This is a genomic window from Verrucosispora sp. TAA-831, assembly GCF_050780145.1.
In the GTDB taxonomy this organism is placed as follows: domain Bacteria; phylum Actinomycetota; class Actinomycetes; order Mycobacteriales; family Micromonosporaceae; genus Micromonospora.
Genome location: NZ_CP192240.1, coordinates 1,797,551 through 1,821,696 on the forward strand (window position 1 = coordinate 1,797,551; position 24,146 = coordinate 1,821,696).

The 24,146-nt window shown below is 72.2% G+C and carries 19 protein-coding genes; 8 read left to right on the forward strand and 11 right to left on the reverse strand.

Going from position 1 to position 24,146, the window contains the following annotated elements; all coding sequences use genetic code 11:
• Positions 1-131: 131 nt before the first annotated feature.
• The 9 genes from ACQVFL_RS08200 to ACQVFL_RS08240 all read right to left on the reverse strand — a co-directional run bounded on the left by ACQVFL_RS08200 (position 132) and on the right by ACQVFL_RS08240 (position 12,381).
• A complete protein-coding gene (locus tag ACQVFL_RS08200; RefSeq protein ID WP_431729072.1) occupies positions 132-908 on the reverse strand; it encodes an anti-sigma factor family protein in 777 nt (258 codons plus the stop codon).
• Positions 905-1,597, reverse strand: a complete 693-nt coding sequence (locus tag ACQVFL_RS08205) for a sigma-70 family RNA polymerase sigma factor (protein WP_119579049.1) — start codon at positions 1,595-1,597, stop codon at positions 905-907. Before ACQVFL_RS08205 ends, ACQVFL_RS08200 begins: the two co-directional genes overlap by 4 nt.
• Positions 1,598-1,681: 84 nt before the next feature.
• Positions 1,682-2,539: a spermidine synthase gene (locus ACQVFL_RS08210; RefSeq protein WP_396691534.1), complete on the reverse strand. Its 858-nt coding sequence runs from the start codon at positions 2,537-2,539 to the stop codon at positions 1,682-1,684.
• Positions 2,539-3,498, reverse strand: coding sequence for a hypothetical protein (locus tag ACQVFL_RS08215; RefSeq protein ID WP_396691533.1), 960 nt, complete (start codon positions 3,496-3,498; stop codon positions 2,539-2,541). The genes ACQVFL_RS08210 and ACQVFL_RS08215 overlap by 1 nt, the downstream gene beginning before the upstream one ends.
• Positions 3,499-3,612: 114 nt before the next feature.
• Complete coding sequence (locus ACQVFL_RS08220; protein WP_431729073.1) at positions 3,613-6,087, reverse strand: AAA family ATPase; 2,475 nt, start codon at positions 6,085-6,087, stop codon at positions 3,613-3,615.
• Complete coding sequence (locus ACQVFL_RS08225; protein ID WP_396691531.1) at positions 6,087-7,235, reverse strand: exonuclease SbcCD subunit D; 1,149 nt, start codon at positions 7,233-7,235, stop codon at positions 6,087-6,089. Before ACQVFL_RS08225 ends, ACQVFL_RS08220 begins: the two co-directional genes overlap by 1 nt.
• A gap of 33 nt (positions 7,236-7,268) precedes the next feature.
• Positions 7,269-9,074, reverse strand: a complete 1,806-nt coding sequence (locus ACQVFL_RS08230; protein ID WP_396691530.1) for an ATP-binding protein — start codon at positions 9,072-9,074, stop codon at positions 7,269-7,271.
• Positions 9,075-9,256: 182 nt separating this feature from the next.
• Positions 9,257-11,578: a hypothetical protein gene (locus tag ACQVFL_RS08235; protein ID WP_431729074.1), complete on the reverse strand. Its 2,322-nt coding sequence runs from the start codon at positions 11,576-11,578 to the stop codon at positions 9,257-9,259.
• Positions 11,579-11,634: 56 nt separating this feature from the next.
• Positions 11,635-12,381 (reverse strand): pyrimidine reductase family protein, encoded by a 747-nt coding sequence (locus ACQVFL_RS08240; RefSeq protein ID WP_396691528.1) that lies wholly within the window; start codon positions 12,379-12,381, stop codon positions 11,635-11,637.
• Between the two features lie 150 nt (positions 12,382-12,531).
• Between ACQVFL_RS08240 and ACQVFL_RS08245 the strand changes: the two genes are divergently transcribed.
• The 6 genes from ACQVFL_RS08245 (at position 12,532) to ACQVFL_RS08270 (ending at position 19,126) form a co-directional block, all read left to right on the forward strand.
• Positions 12,532-13,077, forward strand: coding sequence for a plasmid pRiA4b ORF-3 family protein (locus ACQVFL_RS08245; RefSeq protein WP_396691527.1), 546 nt, complete (start codon positions 12,532-12,534; stop codon positions 13,075-13,077).
• 266 nt (positions 13,078-13,343) lie between these two features.
• Positions 13,344-14,630 (forward strand): ABC transporter substrate-binding protein, encoded by a 1,287-nt coding sequence (locus ACQVFL_RS08250; protein WP_396691526.1) that lies wholly within the window; start codon positions 13,344-13,346, stop codon positions 14,628-14,630.
• Positions 14,631-14,749: 119 nt separating this feature from the next.
• The gene (locus tag ACQVFL_RS08255; RefSeq protein WP_396691525.1) at positions 14,750-15,715 is read left to right on the forward strand and encodes a carbohydrate ABC transporter permease; all 966 of its coding nucleotides are present in this window, start codon (positions 14,750-14,752) and stop codon (positions 15,713-15,715) included.
• 10 nt (positions 15,716-15,725) lie between these two features.
• Positions 15,726-16,568, forward strand: a complete 843-nt coding sequence (locus ACQVFL_RS08260; RefSeq protein WP_396691523.1) for a carbohydrate ABC transporter permease — start codon at positions 15,726-15,728, stop codon at positions 16,566-16,568.
• Positions 16,565-17,998 carry a GH1 family beta-glucosidase gene (locus ACQVFL_RS08265; RefSeq protein ID WP_431729075.1) on the forward strand — a complete coding sequence of 478 codons (1,434 nt, stop codon included), beginning with the start codon at positions 16,565-16,567 and terminating at the stop codon, positions 17,996-17,998. The genes ACQVFL_RS08260 and ACQVFL_RS08265 overlap by 4 nt, the downstream gene beginning before the upstream one ends.
• A gap of 81 nt (positions 17,999-18,079) precedes the next feature.
• Positions 18,080-19,126, forward strand: coding sequence for a LacI family DNA-binding transcriptional regulator (locus tag ACQVFL_RS08270; RefSeq protein WP_350694022.1), 1,047 nt, complete (start codon positions 18,080-18,082; stop codon positions 19,124-19,126).
• A 411-nt stretch (positions 19,127-19,537) separates the two neighbouring features.
• Here ACQVFL_RS08270 and ACQVFL_RS08275 read toward each other — a convergent pair whose 3' ends face one another.
• Both ACQVFL_RS08275 and ACQVFL_RS08280 read right to left on the reverse strand, forming a co-directional pair.
• Positions 19,538-20,758, reverse strand: a complete 1,221-nt coding sequence (locus ACQVFL_RS08275; protein WP_431729795.1) for an acyl-CoA dehydrogenase family protein — start codon at positions 20,756-20,758, stop codon at positions 19,538-19,540.
• Positions 20,758-21,822, reverse strand: a complete 1,065-nt coding sequence (locus ACQVFL_RS08280; RefSeq protein WP_396691519.1) for a phosphotransferase family protein — start codon at positions 21,820-21,822, stop codon at positions 20,758-20,760. Before ACQVFL_RS08280 ends, ACQVFL_RS08275 begins: the two co-directional genes overlap by 1 nt.
• A gap of 146 nt (positions 21,823-21,968) precedes the next feature.
• Here ACQVFL_RS08280 and ACQVFL_RS08285 point away from each other — a divergent pair, with 146 nt between their 5' ends.
• Together ACQVFL_RS08285 and ACQVFL_RS08290 are read left to right on the forward strand one after the other, a co-directional pair.
• Positions 21,969-22,691, forward strand: a complete 723-nt coding sequence (locus ACQVFL_RS08285; protein WP_431729076.1) for an amino acid-binding protein — start codon at positions 21,969-21,971, stop codon at positions 22,689-22,691.
• 91 nt (positions 22,692-22,782) lie between these two features.
• Positions 22,783-23,844, forward strand: a complete 1,062-nt coding sequence (locus tag ACQVFL_RS08290; protein WP_396691517.1) for a GNAT family N-acetyltransferase — start codon at positions 22,783-22,785, stop codon at positions 23,842-23,844.
• Positions 23,845-24,146 lie beyond the last annotated feature (302 nt).

Consider the following 24,146-nt stretch of genomic DNA (forward strand, 5'->3'; position numbering starts at 1 on the left):
AAACGGTGGCTCATTTCACAGCGGCCCGTTGAACCGGACGGCCCGAACCTGCGTAGGAGTGCGTATCCGCAGACCAGCGCCATGAAGGCCCGCCTCCGAACGGAGACGGGCCTTCGATCACGCGGTACGGATCAGGGGGCGGGCACGGTCAGCAGCGGCCTGGTGGCGCCTCTGCCGTTCACCTCCTGCACCTCGATGTGTTTGATGTCGTCCATCTGCACCGATGTGGTCGCGGAGAGCGCGGCCCGGGTCGGGTTGCTGGTGGTGCCGTACCCGGACGTCGGCACCGTCCAGGTGGAGACGACCTCGGTGCTGTCGTCCTTCTTGACCACGACCAGGCGGCAGGTGCGCGGCCCGGGCAAGCGGCCCAGGCTGAAGTCCATCTTGGTGCCGAAGTCCTTGCCGATAAGCCAGAACGTGCCCTCGACACCGGTGCTCGGGTCGGTGACGTCGACCTGCTCGCCCTCCTGCTCGTTGCCACCGACGCCGGGGCCCGGGTTACCGGGGCCGCCGCCCGACGGGTCGAACGGGGCGCTGCTCGGGCCTCCGGCGATCGGCGGCGCGCCGCTCTCGCCGGCCAGGTTGCTGAAGACCACACCGGTCAGGCCGCCGAACACCACCACGGCCGCTGCGGTCGCCAGGATCTGCCGGAACCGGGCCTTGCGCCGGTGGCTGCGCAACGCCACGAGCGTACGGTCCAGCAGGACCGGATCCGAGTGGGTCTGCTCCAGCGCCGTCACCGACTCCTCGTCGATGTCGGAGAGGAGCCCCACCACCGGCACCATCGATTCCAGTTCGGCGGCGCAGGCCCAGCAGGTCGCGAGGTGTTCCTCGAACCGCTCCATGTCCTGTTCGTCCAGTACGCCGAGCGCGTACGCGGCGACGTCCATGTGGTCTACCCGGCTCATTCCGTCACCCCCCGTTCCTGCAGAGCTGTGCGCAGCGCGCGCAGCGCGTAGTAGACCCGCGACTTCGCGGTGCCCAACGGCAGCCCGAGTTCCTCGGCCGCCTCCGGCACCGTCCGGCCCCGGAAGTACGTCGCCACCAGGATCTCCCGGTGCGACTGACTCAACGTACGCAGCGCGTCCGCCACCGTCATCGAGCGGAGCACCCGATCGGTGCTGTCCGACTCGGCGAAGGCGGTCAGGTCCCGGTCGTACGTCTCGGCCGGGCGGGCCTGCTCGCTGCGGTGTTCGTCGATGGCGATCCGGCGGGCGACCGTCACCAGCCACGGCCGGAGCGACCCCTGTCCCTGCGTACCCAACCGGTGCGCGTTGCGCCAGGCCCGCAGCAACGTCTCCTGGACGATGTCCTCCGCGCGCTGCCGATCCCCTCCGGTCAGCCGCATCACGAACATCAGCAGCGGGCCGGCGTGCTCGGCGTACAGCGTGCGGATCAACTGGTCGGAGTGGGCGGCCTCGGTCGTCGTGGCCTGGTGTCGGCCCGGGGCAGGTCGCGGCGTCACCGGGCTATTCTGGCGAGACGTCGCGCGGGAGTCGACCCCACGGTCGGACGTGGTCGGCCGCGACTGGGATCGAGCGGACATCCAGTCCACCCGCACCCGGTCGCCCTGCCAACCGACCGCCAGTGCATGCATGCAGACCTCCGGATGTCCATGGACAGAAAGCCGTCCCCCCACGGGCATGGCTGCCGAGTAGTACGGAGGGCCCCGCCGAACGGATCAACGGCGGACGGAAAAAATCCCCGGCGGAGGCGGTGTGGAGTCGGCGGCGTCGCTGTCGCGCACCACCGGGGCGCCTCCGGCGAACCGGTCGAGGTCCGCGCCGGCCAGCACCCGGCCCGGGAACCAGTCACCGGCGGCCCGCCGGGTCAACGCCGCCACCGGCGGCTCCTGACGGCCCGCGACCAGCACCAGGTTGCCGTAGCGCCGCCCCCGCAGCACCGCCGCGTCGGCCACCAGGCAGGCCCGGGGCAGCAGCTCGCGGACGGTCGCCACCTGCCCCCGGGCGTACCGTAGCGGCGGCCCGTCGGCCAGGTTCGCCAGATACCAGCCGCCGGGCCGCAGCACCCGGGCCACCTCGGCGGCGTACTCGACCGAGGTCAGTCGGGCCGGTGTCCGGGAGCCGGCGAAGACGTCCGCCACGATCACGTCGTAACCGGCGTCCCGCCCGCCGGCCAGCACCGTTCGTGCGTCGTCCACCCGGACCCTGAGGCGCGGATCGGGCCGCCAGGGCAGCTCCCGGCGGACCAGGTCGACCAGCGCACCGTCCACCTCGACCACCCGCTGCACCGAACCCGGGCGGGTGGCGGCGACGTACCGGGGCAGGGTGAGCGCGCCGCCGCCCAGGTGCAGCACCCGCAGCGGCGTACCGGCGGGCGCGACCAGGTCGATCGCGGCGGCCAGCCGGCGCACGTACTCGAACTCCAGGTGGGTCGGGTCGGCCAGGTCCACGTGCGACTGCGGCGCGCCGTCCAGCAGCAACGTCCACGATCCGGGCCGGTCCGGGTCGGGCACCAGCTCGGCCTGCCCGGTGTCGACCCGCGCGGCGATCCGGTCGGTGGTGCGTCGCCGACCCATCAGCGGCCGGTCCGCGCGGCGGCGGTCAGCGCGCGGTGCAGCAGCCGGGAGTCGCCCAGCCGCGAGCGCAGCAACCGTTCCAGCCCGGCGATCGGGACCAGGTTCTGCGGGGCCCGGGGGTCCTTGTAGGGAGTGGACGCGAACCGGGGCAGGGTGACCAGCGACAGGTCGGCCAACCGCACCACCTCGGCGATCTCCAGGTCCGCCGAACACTCCAACCGGACGATCCCGGCCCAGGGGGCACCGGCGGCCACCGGCAGCCGGACATACCACGACCAGCCGCCCCACGCGGTGCCCAACCGGAACACCGGCGAGCGGTGACCGGCGGCGAGCCCGGTGACCACCGCGGTGAGCCGGGCGTCGAGGTACTGGCTGTGCTGAGTCTTGATGTAGCCGAGGGTGCGCGGCAACTGCCGCCGGTTACGCAGCGGTCCGTCCACCACCAGCAGGTCGTCGTCGGTACGGGCGGCGGCCGAGACCTCCACCTCCAGCGCGGTCAGCGGCCCCTGCACGGCGGCCGGCAGCTTCGCCAGCTCCCCGGTGCCGTTGACCCGGTGCACCGGATAGCGGACGGTGCCGGCGACCACGTCGGTGGCCGACGGGCTGGCCGTGAAGAGTCCCCGGCCCACCTTGGCACCGGCCAGCCGGGCCGCGCCGCGCTCCAGGTCGCAGCGGACCACACCGGCGGCGTACGAGGCGGCCAGACCGGGGAACGAGGTGCCGTCCTCCTCCGCCGTCCAGACGCTGGCGTCGATCCGGCGTACCCCGTCCACCAGCAACACCACGTCCGGGGCGCGGACCCCGGGCCGGGGGCCGATCGCCCGCCAGTCCACCACCGGCACCTCGTGGTCCGCCTCCACCCGGGCGCTGCTCGGCGCGGCCGGTCCGGCCGCCGACGCCTCGAACGAGGCCCCGTAGGCGGGATCCCACGCGTCGACGAAGAACCGCCCCGCGCTCACGGCCCGGTCCTGCCGTTCGCGACTGCGGGGCTCCGTTGCGCTGCACTCCTCGCGCTCACCGGCCACGTCCTTCGTTCGCGACTGCGGGGCTCCGCTGCGCTGCACTCCTCGCGCTCACCGGCCGGTCCGTTCGATGCGGGCCGAGCGGGCGTCCTTGCGGACCTCGAAGCGGACCGGGATGCGTTCGGCCAGGGCCGGCACGTGGGTCACCACGCCGACCATCCGGTCACCGCGGGCGGCCAGGTTCTCCAGGGTGGCGGCGACCGTGTCGAGGGTGGCCGCGTCGAGGGTGCCGAAACCCTCGTCCAGCACGATCGACTCCAGACTGGCCGCCGTGGTGGACATCCCGGCCAACTGCTCGGAGAGCGCCAGTGCCAGCGCCAGGGACGCCTGGAACGTCTCGCCGCCGGAGAGGGTGCGTACGCCCCGGCGCAACCCGGCGTCGTAGTGGTCGACGACGAAGAACTCGCCCTTGTCGTGGACCAGGTCGTACTGCCCGCCGGAGAGTTCCCGCAGGATCCCGGAGGCGCCGTCGACCAGCAGGTCCAACGCCTCGGCCAGCAGCCACCGCTCGAAGTTGTTGGCCCGCAGGTGCCCGGCCAGCGCGCGGGCCACCTGGGCCCGGTGTTCGTGCTCGGCCCGCTGGGCGCGCAGCTCCTCGGCCTGGGCACGGCGTTCGGTCAACCGGCGCAGGTCGGCCTCGGCCCGTTCCACGGTGACCGTGGCGGCGCGTACCGGATCGTCGGGTGCGGGCAGCCCGGCGGCGGTGAAGATGCCCGCGATCCGGGCCGCGACCTCGGTGGCCACCGCCTCGGCCACGGCGACCGACTCCGCCGACCCGGCCCGCTGCGCCTGGCGTTGCCGGGCCTGCTCCCGGGCCCACTCCGACAGCGTGCTCCACGCGGCGGCGACGTCGTCCCGGTCGGCTGCCGGCGGCCCGAACCGGGCCACCCCGTCGCGTACGCCGTCGAACCGCCGCCACGCCGACCGCAGGCGCTCCTGCGCCGCGTCCAGCGCACCCCGGGCCCGCCGGGCGGTGTCCCGACCGGCCCGGACCGCCGTCGCCGCCTCGTCGAGTGCCTGCCGCAGCCGCGCGTGCTCGGCCAGGGTCGCCCGCACCGCCTCGGCGGAGGCCGCCCCGGTCAGGCGGTCGTCCACCTCGGTCAGGCGGGTCCGCAACCCGTCCTGCTCGGCGCGGGCCCGCAGCAGCACCCGTTCCAGGTCCCGCGCGGCCGAGTCACGCTCGGCCAGCAGCCGTTTCGCCGCCTCACTGGCCGCCCGGGCCGCCTTGCCGGTCGCCACCGCGTGCGCCACCGCCGAACCGGCGGGCATCGCCGGCACCCGGGCGACGGTCTGTTCGCAGACCGGGCAGGAGTCACCGTCGGTCAGGTGCGCCCGCAACGCCGCCGCCTGGTCGGCCGCCTTCGCGTCCTCGTGGGCCTGGAACGCCGCCGCCAGGTCCGCCTCGGCCCGGTCGGCCGCCGCCCGCGCCTCGGCGACCGCACCGGCCGCCGCCTCGTGCTCGGCACCGGCGGTCTGCACCACGGCGCGTACCCGCTCGGCCTCGGCGGCGAGCCGGTCCCGGTCGGCGTACGCCCGCAGCAGCATCCGCAGCGCGCTCTCGTCACCGGCGGCGGCCAACTCGCCGCGCAGCTTCTCCTCGCGCTCCTCGGCCAGCGACACCGCGCCCGCCGCCGCGTCGGCCTCGGCCCGCGCGGCGTCCACCGCCCGCGCCACCTCGGCCACCCCGTCCGGTGCCCGGACCTCGTCCAGCACGGTCAACTCGGCGTCCAGCGCCGCCAACGCCGCCCCGGCCGTACGCACCGTCGCCCGAGCCGCGTCCAGTTCCGGTACGGCCTCGGCCACCGCCTCGGCCAGTTCCCGCATCCGGTGCACCTGGTCGGTGACCTGTGTGACTGTGGCGTCGTCGGTGTCGGCGAGCCCGGCCAGCAGGTGGTCGACTGTCTCCAGTTTCGCCTCGGCCTGCCCGGCGCGGGTGGTGGCCCGCTGCTGGACCTGCTCGTAGACACCGAGACCGAGCAGGTTGACCAGGATCTGCTGCCGGGTCGCGGGACGGGCGTGCAGGAAGTCGGCGAACTGCCCCTGCGGCAGCACCACGCAACTGGTGAACTGCTCGTACGGCAGGCCCACCGCCTCCAGTACGGCGGTCTCCATTTCGGCCGGCGTACCGGCGACCACCTCGCCCAGGTCCTCCGGGCTGAGCCCGGTGTCCAGCTTGGTGACGTCGAACCCGTCGGGCATCAGTTGCAGACCGGCGTTCGCGGTCTTCGCGTTGCCCCGGCTGTCCCGGCGCACCACTCGGGTGGCCACGTAGCGGGCCCCACCGGACTCGAAGACCAGCCGGACCCGCGCCTCCGTCGACGACGGGGCCAACGCGTTGCCGAGGCCCCGCGCGCCGCCCCAGCGCGGCACCGTGCCGTAGAGCGCGAAACAGATCGCGTCGAGCACCGTCGACTTGCCCGAACCGGTCGGCCCGACCAGGGCGAAGAAGTCGGCGTCGGTGAAGTCGACGGTGGTCTCGTCCCGGAAGACGGTGAAGCCGGCCATGTCCAGCCGCATCGGCCGCATCAGTGATCGACCTCCTCGATCAGCTCGTCGAAGAGTTCCCGCACACCGTCGTCGGCGTGCCCCCGGCTGTCCAGGTAGTCGGCGAAGAGCTGGCGGGGCGACCGGCCGGCCCGCTGGGCGATCCGGGTGCCGCTGCCCGGCGCGGGCACCAGCTCCGGATCGATGCGGATCTCCAACGCGCGGGGGAGCAGTTCCTGGACCTCCTCCCGCAGTCCGGCCCGGGGCTGCTCGCGGACGTACACCCGCAGCCAGCCCTCCGGCGGGGTGATCTCGGCGAGCTGCGTCAGCGTGCCACGCACCGTGCGCAGCGCCGTCGCCTCCGCGACCGGCACCTCCCGGACCCGTGCCGCCGTCGTCGCGGTCACCTCCACCAGGGTCACCGACGGCACGTTCTCCTGCTCGCCGAAGTCCACCGCCAACGGGGCGCCGCTGTAGCGGATCGGGCACGGCCCCTGCACCCGCTGGGCGCGGTGCAGGTGCCCCAACGCCACGTAGTGCGCGGTGCCGGGGAAGACCGTGGCGGGTACGGCGTACCCCAGCACGGTGTGCGCGTCCCGTTCGCCGCCGCCGGTGGTCGCGCCCACCACGGTCAGGTGCGCGGTGACCAGGTGCACCCGGTCCGGCTCGTCGAAGCCCTCGGTCAACCGGGCGAGGATGCGGCCCAGGTGGTCGGCGTACGTCTGGTTGGTCTCGGCGGCGGTCAGCTCGTACATCTCCACCGCGCGGATCGCGTACCGCTGCGACAGGAACGGCAACGCCGCCAGCCGCCAGCGTTCCCCGCCCGCCGTGGTGCCGTCCACCACGTGCTCGGCCGGATCCTCGCGGACCGCGCCGCGCAGCGTGATGCCGGCGGCCTCGGCCCACGGCCGCAGCGCGTCCAGCGCCGCGCCGTTGTCGTGGTTGCCACCGATCGCCACCACGTCGGCGCCGGTGCGGCGCAGCGCGGTCAACGCCCGGGTGACCAGGCGGGTCGCCTCCGCCGTCGGCGCGGCGGTGTCGTAGAGGTCACCGGCGATGACGACCAGGTCGGGCCGCTCCTGGCGGGCGATGTCGATGACCCCGGCGAGCACCTGCTTGTGCTCCTCGGCCCGGGACTGCCCCTTGAGGACCTTGCCCACGTGCCAGTCCGAGGTGTGCAGGATCTTCACGGGTAGCCCTCTCCTCGTGGCGAATCAGATCGTCTAGAAGGGGATGTCGTCGTCGGCGCTGCCGCCGCCGGACCCCACCACGGCGAACGGGTCGGCGGACTGGGTGATCGAGCGCAACGTCTGCGAGGGGGCGGCACCGGCCTCGGAGACCCGGGTGGCCCAGGCCGGGAACGGGAACTCCAGGCAGAGCGGCACCGGGATGTCGGGCTGGTTGACGAACATGGTGCCGGGCTTGGCCAGCAGCGCCCGCTGCCGTTGCGCCGGTGGCAGGAAGCCGTACTCGGGGCGGGACGCCTCGGCCGGGTCGAGTCGACCGACCACCCGGATCGCCGAGTTGGTGACGATGCGCCGCTCCACCTCACTGGCGGTCTGCTGCGCGCCGATCAGGATCACCCCGAGCGAGCGGCCCCGCTCGGCGATGTCCAGCAGCACCTCCTTGATGGGGGAGGAGCCCTCGCGGGGGGCGTACTTGTTCAGCTCGTCGAGCACCACGAACAGCAGCGGCTTGGCGCCCTGCTTCTCCTTGTTGTCGAACTCGGTCTTCAGGGTCACGCCGACCACGAAGCGCTGCGCGCGATCCGGCAGGTTGTGCAGGTCGACGACGGTGACCTGGGCCGACTCGGCGGTGTTGATGCTGTGTGGGCGGCGGGTCGCCAGGTCGCCCCGGATCAGCCGGGACAGGTCCTTCTTGCTGCCGATCAGCCGCCGGGCGAAGGCGTTCACCGTGCCCAGGCCGACCGCGCTGCCCGCCCAGTCGCTGCGCGTCTCGTCGTCGCTGAGCTGCTCGACGATGTGGTCGACCAGGTCGGCGTAGGTGCCCAGGCGCACCCCGTCGACGCTGACCCCGCCGTCGGCGGGCTGGGCGTACCGGGCCAGATGGGCGGCGACCGAGTGGACCACCATCGTGTACTGCTGCCGCTCGTCGTCGGCGTCGGCGAAGACGTACGGCAGCAGCCGCTTCTCGCAGAACTCGGTCAGCGTCCAGTAGAAGCTGTCCACCCCGGTCAGTCGGTTGTGCACGTCCGGGGTGCCGGAGGAGTCGCCGACCCTGGGCGGGGCGTACACCCGGACGTCCGGGAAGGCGTCGGCGACGAGACCGAGCCGGGCGTACGCGGCCCGGGTGGCGTCGTCCAGCCGGGCGTTCGGATGGTCGAGGAAGAGCAGGTCCTCGCCCTTGACGTTGAAGATCAGCGCCTTGGCGTTGACCGCGTCCCCGCCGAGCTGGCCGGAGCGGAACACCGAGTAGAGCAGGAAGGTGGCGAAGCTGGTCTTGGTGGCGACCCCGGAGATGCCGGAGATCGACACGTGCGCGCCGCGCGTGCCGTCGAGGAAGTCGGCGTTGAGGTAGACCGGCACGCCGTCGCGCCCGGTGCCCATCGGGACGCGTCGCTCCATCCGGTCGAAGTGCAGCGCCCGGGCGCGGGCGTCCCCCTCGGCCCGGTGCACCACCGCGCCCGGGTGCGGCGGGACGTAGAACTCCGGGTCCACCCGGGTGGTGGTGATCTCGGCGGCCTCCTGCACCTGCGCCGGCAGTGTGCCGTCGGCGATGGCGAACACGTCGGAGTCGAACTGCGCGCCCTCGTGCCGCGCGCGGACCTGGGTGACCACCCCGGCGATGGTCACCGGCTCGCGGTCGGGCAGCTCCCGCCGGGTGACCACCACGTCGTCGAGCTGGAGGTAACTGCCGGGGGAGACCGCCGTCCAGAACTGCAGCGGCGTGGCGTCGGCGGTGCCGAGCACCCGGCCGACCCCCTCGCCCGGGCTGTCGATCCCGCCCGGGCCGACCCCCTCGCCCTGGCCGTCGATCGCGCCCGGGCGGTGGATCCCCTGGTCAGTCATCAGGCAGCTCCGGTCGGCAGGTCGTCGCGGTCGGCACACACGCCCTGCATCCTGCCGGAGGAGTACGACAGGCCGCCACGCGACGCGGCGGAGACCACGCCCCGGCCGTCCGTCGCGCGCGTACCGCGACCGACCGTGGACCCTGCGTGGCGGTGGTCGGGACGAGCTACCGGCGGGACGAGCTACCGGTGCCGCCGCGGCGGCTGCCCGCTCGGGTCGAGCCGCCCGGTCAACTCGTGCACGGCCGCCTCGTACCCCCGGTCGGTGTGGTAGGGCCAGTGCTGGTCGATCGGTGGCGGGACGGTGTCGTCCGGGTCGACGACGACCGCGCGGGGATCGCGCAACCGCCGGTCGACCGTACCGGCCGGCCCCGACACGCGCGGGCGCTCGCCGGGGTGGTGGGCGGAGAAGATCGGCCCGCCCACCGGGTCGGTGTTGCGCCACAGGTTCACCCACCGCCAGCCGATCCGGTCGCCCAGTTCGTACAGGGTCGCGTCGCCGAGGAAGGCGGGGAAGAGCCGGGCGTAGAGCCGGTGCAGCGGGCTGCCGTGGGTCAGCAACGCCACCCGCCGTCGTACCCGGTCCGGCAACTGGAGCAGCGTGGCGGCGGCGAGGACCGAGCCGTGGCTGTGCCCGGAGAGCACCACGTCGCCCCGAGCGGTCAGCGCGGTGACCCGCTTGGCCAGCTCCGGCACGGCCCGTTCGGCATAACACGGCGGCGCGAACGGATGCACCGTACGCGGCCAGAAGGTGCCCAGGTCCCAGATCACCGCCACCGTGCGCCGGGTCTCCTCGGACCGGTACGAGAGCACCCCGAGCACCAGGATGCCGAGGCCGACCAGACCGATGACGTACATCCCGACGTCGGTGGCGATGGCCAGGTTCATGGTCGCCTCGCCGTCGGTGTCGATCAGTCGCCGGCTCAGATCCGACGGTCCGATGCCGATCAGGTCGAGCCCCACCACGGCCACGCCGAACAGCGAGAGCACCAGGAACACGATGAAGGCCGGGGTGAGCTGCTCGGCGATCGCGGCCCGGGCGACCACCTCACGGACGACCCGACGTCGGGGGACCGCCTCCGGTGGTACGTCGGGGAAGTCCCGCCGGACGACCTCCTCGGCCATCCGGCGTCGGCGTCGTCGGCTGCTCAGCACCCGCCACATCGTCGTCGCCGCCACCACCACGATCGCCACCAGCCCGGCCAGCGCGGCCCACCGGTAGGAGACGGGCGGCTCCAGCGGTGGCGCTCCGGGCAGGTTCGGCCGGGCCGGGTTCGGGATCTCGCCCCGGTCCAGGAAGTCGGCCACCCGGTAGACCAGGGCGGCGGAGAACCCGTAGGCGGCGGCGACGGCCGCCGCGGCGAACACCGGCGCGGCCAGGCCGCTCAACCAGGACGAGTCCTTCCCCGCGCCGTGTCGCCGCTGGTGCAGGGTGGTGGCGGTGAGCACGGCCAGCAGGGCGGCCTGGACCGCGATCAACGCGGCCACCGCCCCCTCGAATCCGGGAAGCTGTTCCCGGGGCGGGGCCGGCTCCAGCGGGATCATGGTGTAGACCAGCGCCAGCACGGTGAGCCCGGTGGCCACCAGCCGCAGCGGACGGATGCCCCGGAAGTCCACCGGTCCGCGGCCCGGCCCCTCGTCGACCCGGCGGGAGGGTAGACAGAGCAGCACCACGCAGGCGGCGAGCAGGAACCAGGCGGTCACGAACAGCACGTACGCGACCGGGGTGGGACGGATCTTGATCTGTGCGCCGAGCAGGATGGCGTCCAGGGTGCCCAGCCCGACCGCCACGTGGACGGCGCGCAACCGCTGCACCACGAGTGCGTCGTTCCAGAAGCCGGGGCTGTCGATCCGGTCCTCCCCGCCGCCGCCCCGGTCCTCCCCGCCGCCCCGGTCCTGCCCGCGCGCGGCCGGGAACGCCTCGAACACCCGGGCGGAGCGCTCGCCGAGCCACCAGAGCAGCCGCAGCGCACCGATCGGCAGCAGCGCGAGCAACGCCAGGCGTGGTCCCAGCGGCAGGTCCGAGAGCCAGGACAGGTACGGGCGGTTGTGCACGCAGGGCTGGTAGGGCGTGCACTGCCAGCCGACGATGTCCACGGTCACCCCGACGATCGACAGGACGAACGCGGCGGTCAGGGTGGCGGCGAGCAGCCGACACACCGGGCCGATGGGGCTGCCGCTGCCGCCGGTCGGCGGCCGGGCCCACACGGCCAGGTTGACCAGCATGAACGGCAGCAGGAACAGCAACGAGAGGGTACGCACCGCGCCGCCCGCGGTGAGCGCACCCCAGCGGTACGCCTCCACGTGCATCCCGCTCGGGCGGTCGCTGATCCCGAACCCGGGACGGGGGCGGTAGAACCCGGCGTTGGTGTCGCCGGCCACCCGGATCACCACGGGATGGTCGAGCAGCGACTCGGCGGAGGTGCCGGAGACGCCGTGCACCCGCAGCTCGACCACCTCGTGTGCCAACGCCCCGCCTCCCGGCCGTTGCCGATCCCGGTTCACGGTAGAGAGCCGAGCAGCGGCCGGGTGGCGGATTACCACAACTGGATCCGGTCGGGTCAGCCTCTGGCGTAGCGCAGCAGCAGGGTGCCGTCGTCGGCGTGCAGGACGTGCCGCAGCGGCAGGTGGCGCGCCGGACTCGGGTCACCTGCGGTGATCCGCCCGGCGCCCGCACCGGCGAGCAGCGGGGCGACCGACAGGCAGATCTCGTCGACCAGGTCGTCGGTGGTGAGCGCGCCGAACAGGTGCGGGCCGCCCTCGCAGAGCACCTGGTCGAGGCCGCGCCGACGCATCTCGGCGAGGCCGGCGACCAGGTCGACCCGCTCGTCACCGCAGTGCACCACGTCGGCCACGCTGGACAGTCCGGGCGGCGGCGAGGCGTCGGCGCAGGTGAGCACCACGGGGCGTACCGGGGCGTCGGCGAGGGCGGCCTGGTCGGGGTCGAGTCGCCCGCTGCCGGAGACCACCACCAGGGTCGGGTACTCGGCCAGCCCGTGCGCCCGCCGCCAGGCACGACGCCGCTCGTCGAGCCGGATCGCCCGGTAGCCCTCGTGGCGCAGCGTGCCGGCGGCCACCAGCAGCGCGTCGCAGAGCATCCGCAGCAGCCCGAACACCCGCTTGTCCGGTTCGCCGGAGAGCCCGGCGGAGTAGTCGTCGAGGCTGACCGCGCCGTCGACGCTGGTCACGAAGTTCATCCGCAGGTGGGGTCGGTCGGCACGCCGGTAGAGCGCGGTGAGCGTGTCGTCGTCGACCGGACCGGGTGACGGGTCGGGCCAGAGCGCGCGAATCGGAAGTCCGACGGTCATTCGCCGGCCGGACCGGTGACCGGAGGGGTGCGACGAGGGGTACGGTGCTGGCAGTCGCACCAGTTCCGGCCCGGACACTCGTCGTGCCGCCGTGTCCGGCACGCTCGGCAGATCATGCTGGCAGCCTATGCCGAGGAAGGATGACGCAGCATGTCACGTCAGATCTTCGCGCTGCGGATGTCCCTGGCCGGGCTGCGTCCCACGATCTGGCGGCGGGTCCTGGTGCCCGCCGGTTACACCCTCGACCGGGTTCACCGGGTGGTACAGCACGCGATGGGGTGGCGCGACTGCCACCTGCACTCGTTCGAGATCGACGGGGTGCAGTACGGCGAACCCGACCCCGACGGCGAGCTGAGTGTGCACGACGAGTTGGACGTACGCCTGGACGCGGTGGTGGGCAAGGGCAGCCGGATCCACTACACGTACGACTTCGGCGACTGGTGGGAGCACGATCTGGTGGTGGAGGACGCCTTCGCCGCCGACCCGGACGAGCGCTACCCGACCTGCCTGGACGGTGAGCGCGCCGGGCCGCCGGAGGACGTCGGCGGTCCGCAGGGCTACCTGTTGCTGCTCGCCGCGCTGAGCGATCCCGGCCACCCGGAGCACCGGGCGATGCGGGAATGGGTGGGTTCCGGATTCGACCCGGAGGCGTTCGACGCAGGTAGGGTCAGCACGCTGCTGCGCCGACTCTGCTGATTCGTTACTCAGCGATCACGTTGAGCTGCCCCGCGGTCCGTATCGGAGCGCGGGGTAAACATTTTCGCGGTAACGATCTGGGAACGCTCCCAGCGGGCTATTGACACTCCGGATACCTCCCGGCAATCTCATGGGAGCGTTCCCAAGATGGCGTGGATCACAGTCCCGCCCCGGGCGCCCGAACCCGACCGACCAGTCGGGGCGGATGGCGCTGCGGCACCCCCCACCACACATAAACCAGCCTCACCACTGAAAGAGGGGTCAGGATGAGCCTCACCACGCGGCGTACCCGCCTGGCGGCAGGCGCGCTGGCGGCGGTCACCGCTGTCGGCGGTCTCGCGGCCTGCGGTAGCGATGACAGCAACACCGGCGAGGGCGGCAAGCCCGCCAAGCTGGTCGTCGACACCTTCGGCGAGATGGGCTACGACGAGCTCGTCAAGCAGTACGAGCAGCAGAGCGGCATCAAGATCGAGCTGCGGAAGACCGCGCAGCTCGGCGAGTACCGGCCGAAGCTGGTCCGGTACCTGGCCACCGGCAAGGGCGCGGCGGACGTCACCGCGCTGGAGGAGGGCATCCTCAACGAGTTCAAGGCCAACCCGCGCAACTGGGTCGACCTCACCCCGCTGATCGACGACCACTCCACGGAGTACCTGCCCTGGAAGTGGGAGCTGGGCAAGGCTCCCGACGGGCGTCTGATCGGCCTGCCGACCGACGTCGGCAGCCTCGCGGTCTGCTACCGCAAGGACCTGTTCCAGGCGGCCGGCCTGCCCACCGAGCGCGACCAGGTCTCGGCGCTCTGGCCGGACTGGAACGGCTTCCACCAGGCCGGTAAGAAGTACAAGGACGCGACCGGCAAGGCGTTCATCGACTCGATCACCGCGGTCTCGAACGGTGTGCTGTTCCAGCAGGGCAGCGACCTGTTCTACGACAAGGAGAACAACATCATCGCGGACTCCAGCCCCGCGGTGAAGGCCGCGTGGGACACCGCGACCTCGATGTCGGACATCTCCGCCAAGGCGGCGACCTGGTCGCCGGAGTGGTCGGGCGGCTTCAAGCAGGGCACCTTCGCGGCGACCTTCTGCCCGTCCTGGATGCTCGGCATCGTGGCGGACAACTCGGGTGAGGCCAACAAGGGCAAGTGGGACGTCGCGGCCGTGCCGGGCGGCGGCGGCAACTGGGGCGGCTCGTGGCTGGCCGTGCCGGAGCAGAGCGCGCACCAGAAGGAGGCGGCGAAGCTCGCCGAGTTCCTGACCAACGCCACCAGCCAGGTCGAGGCATTCAAGGCCAAGGGCCCGCTGCCCACCAACCTGGAGGCGCTGAAGAACGAGGCGTTCCTCAGCTACACCAACGAGTACTTCAGCGGCGCGCCGACCGGCAAGATCTTCGGTGAGAGCGTCGCCAAGATCGAGCCGGTCCACCTCGGCCCGAAGCACCAGGCGGTCAAGGAGAACGCGCTCGAGCCGGCCCTGCGGTCGTTCGAGAACGGGCAGGCCAACAAGGACAAGGCCTGGGAGCAGTTCGTGAAGGACGCCGGCATCCAGGGCGCCTTCTGACAGTGATTTCCCACCGGTGGCGTCCGGGGACTACCCCGGGCGCCACCGGTCGGTCCCCGTCTGGGTTGCACCCTGCGCGTGGGCCCCCTCGGAAGGGCTCCCGCCGGGAAAGGAAAATCATGAGCCTCTCGGCCACGACGGCCCCCCCGTCGAACGTCACACCACCGGGCTCCGAGCCCCCGCGTCGGCGCGGGTTCCTGCTCAACCGCCTGGATCTGAAGTACTCCCCGTACCTCTACATCGCGCCGTTCTTCCTGATCTTCGGCATCTTCGGGTTGTACCCGATGCTGCGGACCGCCTGGATGTCCCTGCACGACTGGGACATGATCGGCGACCAGACGTTCATCGGGCTCGACAACTACGCCGCCCTGATCAAGGACGACTACTTCTGGAACGCGCTCTTCAACACGTTCGGCATCTTCGCGCTGTCGACCATCCCGCAGTTGCTGCTCGCGCTCTTCCTGGCGAACCTGCTCAACAGCACCCTGCTGCGCGCCAAGACCTTCTTCCGGCTGGCGATCTTCATCCCGAACGTGGTCTCGGTGGCCGCCGTCGCGATCGTCTTCGGCATGCTGTTCCAGCGGGAGTTCGGCCTCATCAACTGGGTGCTCAGCTTCGTCGGCGTCGACAACATCGACTGGGACGGCCAGCGGTGGAGCTCCTGGACCGCGATCGCGACCATGGTCAACTGGCGCTGGGTCGGTTACAACACCCTGATCCTGCTTGCCGGGATGCAGGCCATCCCGAAGGACCTCTACGAGGCGGCCTCGATCGACGGCGCCGGCCCGTGGCGGCAGTTCTGGCAGATCACCATCCCCATGGTCCGCCCCACCCTGATCTTCGTGATCATCCTCTCCACGATCGGCGGCATGCAGCTCTTCACCGAGCCGCTGCTCTTCGCCAACGGCAGCATCCTCGGCGGCAACCAGCGGGAGTTCCAGACCCTGGCGATGTACATGTACGAGAAGGGCATCGAGAACCTCAACACCGCTGGCTACGGTGCCGCCGTCGCCTGGGCGATCTTCCTGATCATCGCGTTGATGTCGCTGCTCAACTTCGTACTCGTCCGCCGTTCGGCCAAGTGAGGAGAGAGCTGTGACCTCGGCCTCCCGGCGCCTGTGGCGCACCAGTCCGCTGACCTACATCGCGCTCGTCCTGGCGGCGCTGCTGTCGATCTACCCGTTCTACTACATGGTCGTGATCGGCACCCGCACGCTGGACTCGATCAACGACGTACCGCCGCCGCTCACCCCGGGTGGTGCCTTCGGTGACAACTTCGGGCGCGTGCTCGACAACGACGCGGCCAACTTCCTCACCGGCCTGATGAACTCGATCATCGTCTCCTCGGTGGTGACCCTGTCGGTGGTCCTCACCGGCTCGCTGGCCGGCTTCGCCTTCGCGAAGCTGCGTTTCCGGGGCCGCAACATCCTGCTGCTGATGATCGTCATCACCATGATGATCCCGACCCAGCTCGGCATCATCCCGCTCTGGGGCATGATGCAGGAATTGAACTGGTACGGCACCCTGTACGCCGTCACCGTGCCGTTCCTGGTCAGCGCGTTCGGCGTGTTCATGATGCGGCAGTACGCCAGCCAGGCGATCTCCGACGAGCTGATCGAGGCCGGTCGGGTCGACGGTGCCAGCACGTTCCGGATCTACTGGAACATCGTGCTGCCGGCGCTGCGTCCGGCGGCGGCCGTCCTCGGCCTGCTGACCTTCATGGAGACGTGGAACTCCTTCCTCTGGCCGTACGCGATCCTCACCCCGGAGAACCCGACCCTCCAGGTCTCGCTCTCCTTCCTCTCGTACGCCTACTACACCGACTACTCCCAGGTCTTCGCCGCCACGGCGGTCGGCACCCTGCCACTGGTCCTGGTCTTCATCCTGTTCGGCCGCCAGATCATCGGCGGCATCATGGAAGGTGCTGTCAAGTCGTGAGCAACCCCGCCATCCCACCCGCGGTGGGTGTCCTCGACGAGCGCGCCCCGTTGACCTTCCCGTCCGACTTCCTCTGGGGCGCGGCCACCGCCGCCTACCAGATCGAGGGCGCGGCGCGCGAGGGTGGCCGTACCCCGTCGATCTGGGACACCTTCAGCCACACCGAGGGCCGGACCGTCGCCGGGCACACCGGCGACGTCGCCTGCGACCACTACCACCGGCTCGGTGACGACGTTCGCCTGATGGCCGAGCTGGGGTTGAAGTCGTACCGGTTCTCGGTGTCGTGGCCGCGGGTGCAGCCGGGCGGCTCGGGCCCGGCCAACGCCGAGGGGTTGGACTTCTACCAGCGGCTGGTCGACGAACTGTTGTCCAACGGCATCGAGCCGTGGCTCACCCTCTATCACTGGGACCTGCCCCAGGAGTTGGAGGACGCCGGTGGCTGGCCGGCCCGCGACACGGCCGCCCGGTTCGCCGACTACGCGCAGCTCGTGGCGGGTGCGTTGGGCGACCGGGTGAAGTACTGGACGACGCTCAACGAGCCGTGGTGCTCGGCGTTCCTCGGCTACGGCTCGGGCGTGCACGCGCCCGGTCGGCAGAACGGCGCGGACGCGGTCCGCGCCGGACACCACCTGATGCTCGGCCACGGGCTCGCCGTCCAGGCGCTGCGTGCGGCCATTCCGAGTGCCCAGCTCGGCGTGACCGTCAACCTGTACCCGGTGACCCCGGCCAGTGACGCGCCTGGCGACCTGGACGCCGCCCGGCGCATCGACGGGTTGGCCAACCGGTTCTTCCTGGATCCGATCCTTCGCGGGTCGTACCCGGAGGACCTGGTCACGGACCTGGCGAAGGTGACCGACTTCGGGCACGTCCACGACGGCGACCTGGCGGTCATCTCCAGCCCGCTGGACGTGGTCGGCATCAACTACTACAGCCGGCACGTGGTGGCCGCGCCGGTGCCCGGCGAGGACCCGGAGGAGTACTGGCGGGCCCCGTCGACCTGGCCGGGCAGCGAGAACGTCCGGTTCGTCACCCGCGGATTCCCGGTGACCGACATGAACTGGGAGATCGACGCTCCCGGCCTGGTCGAGACCCTGCGTCGGGTGCACGAGGAGTACACCGACCTGCCGCTCTACGTCACCGAGAACGGCTCGGCTTTCGTCGACGCGGTGGTCGACGGTCACGTCGACGACGCCGACCGGCTTGCGTACTTCGACGCCCACCTGCGCGCCTCGCACGAGGCGATCAGCGCCGGCGTGCCCCTGCGGGGATACTTCGCCTGGTCGCTGTTGGATAATTTCGAGTGGGCCTGGGGTTATACCAAGCGGTTCGGGATGATCTACGTCGACTACGACAGCCAGACTCGTATCCCCAAGTCCAGCGCCAGGTGGTACGCGGAGGTGATCCGACGCAACGGTCTGGCCGCACAATAGGGCGACGGCCAGCCAGTAACGGGTGGCCCGGCACCAACGCTGAACCAGGTGCCGGGTCCGCCCATGTCGGAGGAGCAGACGATGACAACGCAGCGCACCCGGTCGCTCGGGCGCCCGACCCTCGACGCGGTCGCCGCCCGCGCCGGAGTCGGCCGCGGGACGGTCTCCCGCGTGGTCAACGGCTCCCCCCAGGTGAGTCCCGAGGCCCGCGCCGCCGTGCAGCAGGCAATCGCCGAACTGGGGTACGTGCCGAACCGCGCGGCCCGGGCCCTGGTGACCCAACGCACCGACTCGGTGGCCCTGGTGGTCAGCGAGTCCGGTGAGCGCATCTTCGCCGAGCCGTTCTTCGCCGGCATCGTGCGCGGGATCAGCTCGGTCCTGCTGGAGACGCCGTTGCAGCTCTGGCTGGCGATGGCACAGTCGCCGCTGGAGCGGGAACGGGTCGAGCACCACCTCACCAACCAGCACGTCGACGGGGTGCTGCTGCTGTCGCTGCACGACTCCGACCCGCTGCCCACCCTCCTGGAGGAGCGGGGGCTGCCCACGGTGCTGGGCGGACGTCCGGCCCGGATGCTGCACCCCGAGGCCCAGCCCGCCTCCTTCGTCGACGTCGACAACGCCGGTGGTGCGCGGCAGGCCGTGGAGTACCTCGCCGCCCGGGGACGTCGCCGCATCGCCACCATCGCCGGCCCCCAGGACATGGGCGCCGGCCTGGCCCGGCTCGCCGGCTACCGGGACGCGGTCCGCACCGCCGGGTTCGGCGTCAACCCCGACCTCATCGGGTACGGCGACTTCAGCGAGGAGAGCGGGTCGACCGCGATGCGGCAACTGCTGGACCGCTGCCCCGACCTGGACGCCGTCTTCGTCGCCGCCGACCTGATGGCCTTCGGCGCCATGCGGACGCTGCGCGAGACCGGCCGCCGCGTACCGGAGGACGTGGCCGTGATCGGCTTCGACGACGCGCCCATCGCCCGACAGGCCAACCCGCCGCTCACCTCGGTGTTCCAGCCGGTCGACGAGATGGGCCGGCAGATGGCCCGCCTGCTGGTGGCCCGCATCCGCGGTGACGAGATCCCCGACCCGCACATCGTCCTGGACACCCAGCTCGTCGAGCGCGCCACCGCCTGACGCACACCCTCAGAGCCTGCCCTGCGGCTGATCACCAGCGGCGGGTAGGTGCACGACACCTCAGAGCGGGTCGGCAGCGAGGGCTCGTCGCGAGCCCCTATCCGGGCGGAGGCCGCCGCGACGGACCGAGGCCCTGACCTACCTCTGCTTCGGGCACTGTCGAGCTGACCCGTTTTTGCCATCGCTCGGTCACATGCGATTGGTCGCCGTCGAACAGGCCGCCGCTGGCTGCTCGCTGCCGTGCGAGCCGCCGCTGGCTGCTCGCTGCCGAGTGGGCGACCGGTGACCCGTCTCTGCTCTCAGCTCGACAGGCGCCGGAGCGGTGCAGTACTGCTCGGTCTGGTGCCGCCGGAGCATCGGCGCGTGGTGGCCGAACGGAACAGGGCCGGCGACGGCGGACCGGGCGGCGGGTCAGGCGGGGTGGGTCCAGCGGCGTAGTTCGCGCTTGGCGAGGCTGGCGCGGTGCACCTCGTCGGGGCCGTCGGCGAGGCGGAGCGTACGGGCGTGGGTCCAGAGTGCGGCCAGGGGAGTGTCCTGGCTGACGCCGGCCGCGCCGTACGTCTGGATCGCCTTGTCGATCACCCACTCGGCCATCGCCGGGGTACCGATCTTGATCGCCTGGATCTCGGTGTGTGCGCCCTTGTTGCCGACGGTGTCCATCAGCCAGGCGGTCTTGAGCACCAGCAGGCGGGCCTGCTCGATGCGGACCCGGGACTCGGCGATCCACTCCCGCACCACGCCCTGCTCGGCGAGGGGACGGCCGAACGCGACCCGGTCGGCGGCTCGACGGCAGAGCAGTTCCAGGGCCCGTTCGGCCATGCCGATCAGACGCATGCAGTGGTGGATGCGGCCGGGGCCGAGCCGGGCCTGGGCGATGGCGAACCCGCTGCCCTCGGCACCGACGAGGTTCTCCGTCGGCACCCGTACGCCGTCGAAGTCGATCTCGGCGTGACCACCGTGCGGGGCGTCGCTGAAGCCGAAGACGGTCATCCCCCGGCGGACCGTGACCCCGGGGGTGTCCCGGGGGACCAGGACCATGCTCTGCTGCCGGTGCCGGTCGGCGCCCGGGTCGGTCTTGCCCATCACGACGAGGATCTCGCAGGCCGGGTCCATCGCCCCGGACGACCACCACTTGCGGCCGTCGATCACGTAGTGGTCGCCGTCGCGGCGGATCGCGGTGGCGATGTTCGTCGCGTCGGAGGAGGCGACGTCGGGTTCGGTCATGCAGAACGCCGAGCGGATCTGGCCGGCCAGCAGCGGGCCGAGCCACCGCTCCTGCTGGGCGGGGGAGCCGAACTCGGCGAGCAACTCCATGTTGCCGGTGTCCGGCGCGGCGCAGTTGAGCGCCTCCGGGGCCAGGTGCGGGCTGCGGCCGGTCAGCTCGGCCAGCGGCGCGTACTGGAGGTTGGTCAGCCCGGCGCCGTGACGCGGATCGGGGAGGAAGAGGTTCCACAGGTTGCGCCGACGTGCCTCGTCCTTCAACGTCGCCAGCACCGGCGGTCGGGCCCACGGATCACCGGCGGCGGCCACCTCGGCGGCGTACACGGCCTCGGCCGGGTAGACGTGATCAACCAGGAACTCGGTCAGCTCCCCGCGCAACTGCTCGGTGCGGTCGTCGTACCCGAAGTGCATCATGCCTCCCTCAGCGTGGCCAGCCCGTGGTCGACCAGCGGGGCGACCATGCCGCCGATGGTGTCGAAACCCTCGCCGAGGGTCTGCCCGAGGGTGTGCCGGTAGTGGATGCCCTCGCAGATCACCGCGAGTTTGAAGCAGCCCAGCGCCACGTGCCAGTCGAGCGGGCCGACGTCGACGTCGCTGCGCGCGGCGTACCGGTCGATCAGCTCCGCGCCGGTCGGGAACCCGGCGCGCGGGCCGATGCCGTCGGCGACCGGGTTGTCGACGGGCACCACACCGCCGCCCAGGACGTCCCAGTACGTCAACAGCAGCCCGAGATCGGCCAGCGGATCGCCGAGCGTGGCCATCTCCCAGTCCAGCACCGCGGTCACGCTCATCGAGCCGGTCGCCGGTTCGACGGCGGCGAGCAGGTTGTCCAGCCGGTAGTCGCCGTGCACGATGCGGCCCGTACCGGTGCTGTCGCGGGCCGTGGCGGCGAGCCGGTCGCGTAGCTCGTCGATGCCGGGCAGTGGTCGGCTGCGGGACCGGTCGAGCTGCCCGGCCCAGCGGCGTACCTGCCGGGCCAGGTAGCCGTCCGGGCGGCCGAAGTCGGCCAGGCCGACCGCCGCCGGGTCGACGGTGTGCAGCGTGGCGAGGGTGTCCATCATCGCCATCGCCAGGTCGTGCCGCTGCCCGGCGTCGAGCCGGTCGGTCTGTGCGCGACTCCGGTACACCTCGCCGGGAACGCGCTCCATCAGATAGAACGGCGCGCCGAGCACGTCCTCGTCGGCGCAGAGCAGCAGGGCGCGGGGAACCGGCACGTCGGTGCCGGCCAGCGCCGAGATCACCCGGAACTCGCGGGCCATGTCGTGCGCGGTGGCCAGGACGTGCCCCAGCGGCGGTCGCCGCAGCACCAGGTCACGGCCACCGACCCGGACCAGGTAGGTGAGGTTCGACCGCCCACCGGCGATCAGGTCGGCCCGCAGCGGCTCCCCGGCCGACTCCGGTCGGTGCGACGCGAGGTACGCGCCGAGCCGGTCCAGGTCCAGTCCGGCGGGGAAACGGGCAGCCGGATCGGTCATTCGGACAGTTGATGGCAGCCCCGACGGGTTGTCAAGGTCAGGTTTTGCCCAGGGGACATGCCGCAGCAACAGGGACGAAATGGTCAACTGCCAGGCTCTGGGTCAGCCTGCCGGCATTGTGCCGGCCCGCCGAGCGGAGGGTTCAGATGTTGCTGCGCGTACGGGTCACCCTGCCGGACCGTCCGGGCACCCTCGGCCAGGTGGCCCGCACCCTCGGTGTCTCGGGTGCGGACATCGTCCAGGTGGTCGTCCTGGAACGGCTCGGCGGGCGGGCGGTGGACGACTTCACCGTGGTCTGGCCGGGCGCCGCCCGGGTGGAACGGTTGCTGGCCGGTCTGGCCGCGATCCCGGGCGTACGCGTCGACGGGGTGTGGCGGGCGATCGGCGCGCCCACCACCACCGGGCAGGACGCCGAACTGCTGGCCCAGGTCGCCGCGAACCCGGCCGACGGGCTGGCCACCCTGGTCGACGCGGTACCCGGACTGCTCGCCGCCGAGTGGGCCGTGGCCGCTGTCGTACCGGTCGACTGGGCCTCCCGCACCGGAGGCGGCGGCGCGACGGTCGGGCACGCGAGCTGGCGTACGCCGGTGCCGCCCCGGCTGCCGGAGGTGACCCCGCTGCGCGCCCGGTCGATGACCATGCCCGACGGCAGCCACTTCGCGGTCGCGCCGTTCGGACGCGCCGGTCTGGTCCTGGTGGTCTCCCGCGAGCACAACGAGACGCTGACCCCGGCCGCCTTCCACAGCACCGAGGTCGACCGGCTCGCCCAGCTCGTCCGGGCCAGCGCGGTGATCCTCGGCGACCGACTCGACCTGGTCGGCCCCCCCGGCCGTCACCGCCAACCCCTGACCGCCCGCGACCTGGTGTGACGCAGACCGCAGGGCCCGTCGCCGCCGGACACGACGGGGCAACCGCCCCGCAACAGCCGCAGGCCAGGGTGACAGGTGAAAGGAGGCGACCATGACGCTGTGGCGGATCCGGGCCACCGTGGACGACCGGCCGGGCTACCTGTCGGTGCTCACGGCGAGCCTCGCGCTGCGTGGAGTCAACATCCTCACCGTGCAGGTGCACACCACCGAACGCGGCGCCGTCGACGACTTCCTCGTGGACGCGCCGGACACCCTGGACGAGGCGGGTCTGATCGCCGCCGTGGAACGCGGCCGGGGGCGGGACTGCTGGGTGGCGCGCAGCGAGGCGCGTGGCCTGGCGGACCAGCCGACCCGGGTACTCGGGCTGGCCACCCGGCTGGTCCACGACCCGGACGCGACCGGCCAGGTGCTGCGTGCCCTGCTCGGCGCGGACGAGGTGACCTGGCGTCCGGCGCTCGCCGTGACGCGCGTCGGAGTCGACGAGTCGACGATGCTGCTGGCCGACCCCAACGGCGGCTCCTACCTGCTGCGCCGGGTCGCGCCGAGCTTCACCCCCGCCGAGTACGCCCGCGCGCAGGCACTGCTGGAGCTGGGCGCCACCGCAGCCCGCCGCACCGCCGAACAGGTCACCGTGGTCCTGCCCGACGGCGCCGAGTTGACCGTACGCCCGGCCGTCGCCGACGACCTGGCAGCGGTGACCGAGTTGCACGAGGCGTGCTCGGCGGAGACCCGCCAACGCCGCTACCTGGGCGGTGCCTGCCTGCCCACCCCGGCCCGACTGCGCCAGATCCTGGAACCGGCGCGCGGGCAGACCCTGATCGCCGTGACGACCGGCTCCGACGGGGAGGCGGAGTCGGTCGTCGCGATGGCGAACCTGCTCGCCGAGGGCGACGAGGCCGAGGCGGCCCTGCTGGTCCGCGACGACTGGCAGCGGCGCGGGCTCGGTTCGACCCTGCTGCGCCGGTTGACGCGGCAGGCCGAGTCCGCCGGGTACGCGGCGATGGTGCTGCACATCCAGGCGGACAACACGCCCATGCTGCGTACCCTGCGTCGGCTGGCGCGACCCGCCACCGCCGAACGCGACGGCTCCCTGCTCACCATGACCGTGCCCCTCGGGGCCGAGGTGTCGGCGGCGACGGAACGCGCCGGCTGACAGCACAGACGACCGACCTCCGGTGCGGAGGACGGTGAGGTGGGCGGGGCTCCCGGTGCGGGAGCCCCGCCCACCGCCCTTTGCTGTCCCGCACGCTCTCGTGTGCCGGGTCGCGCGCCTCGACGTGGGGCACGCCTTGCCGCGTGGTGCCGCGTGGCGCGGTGGACCCCGTCGATCATGGAGTTGTGGTGAGCGTTCTCCGCTGAATTGCCCCTGTTCGTCCGTGCCACAACTCCATGATCGACGGGGAGTCAGGCTGGAGAGCTGTGCCGGGCGGCTGCTGGGGACGGTGAGAGCGCCCG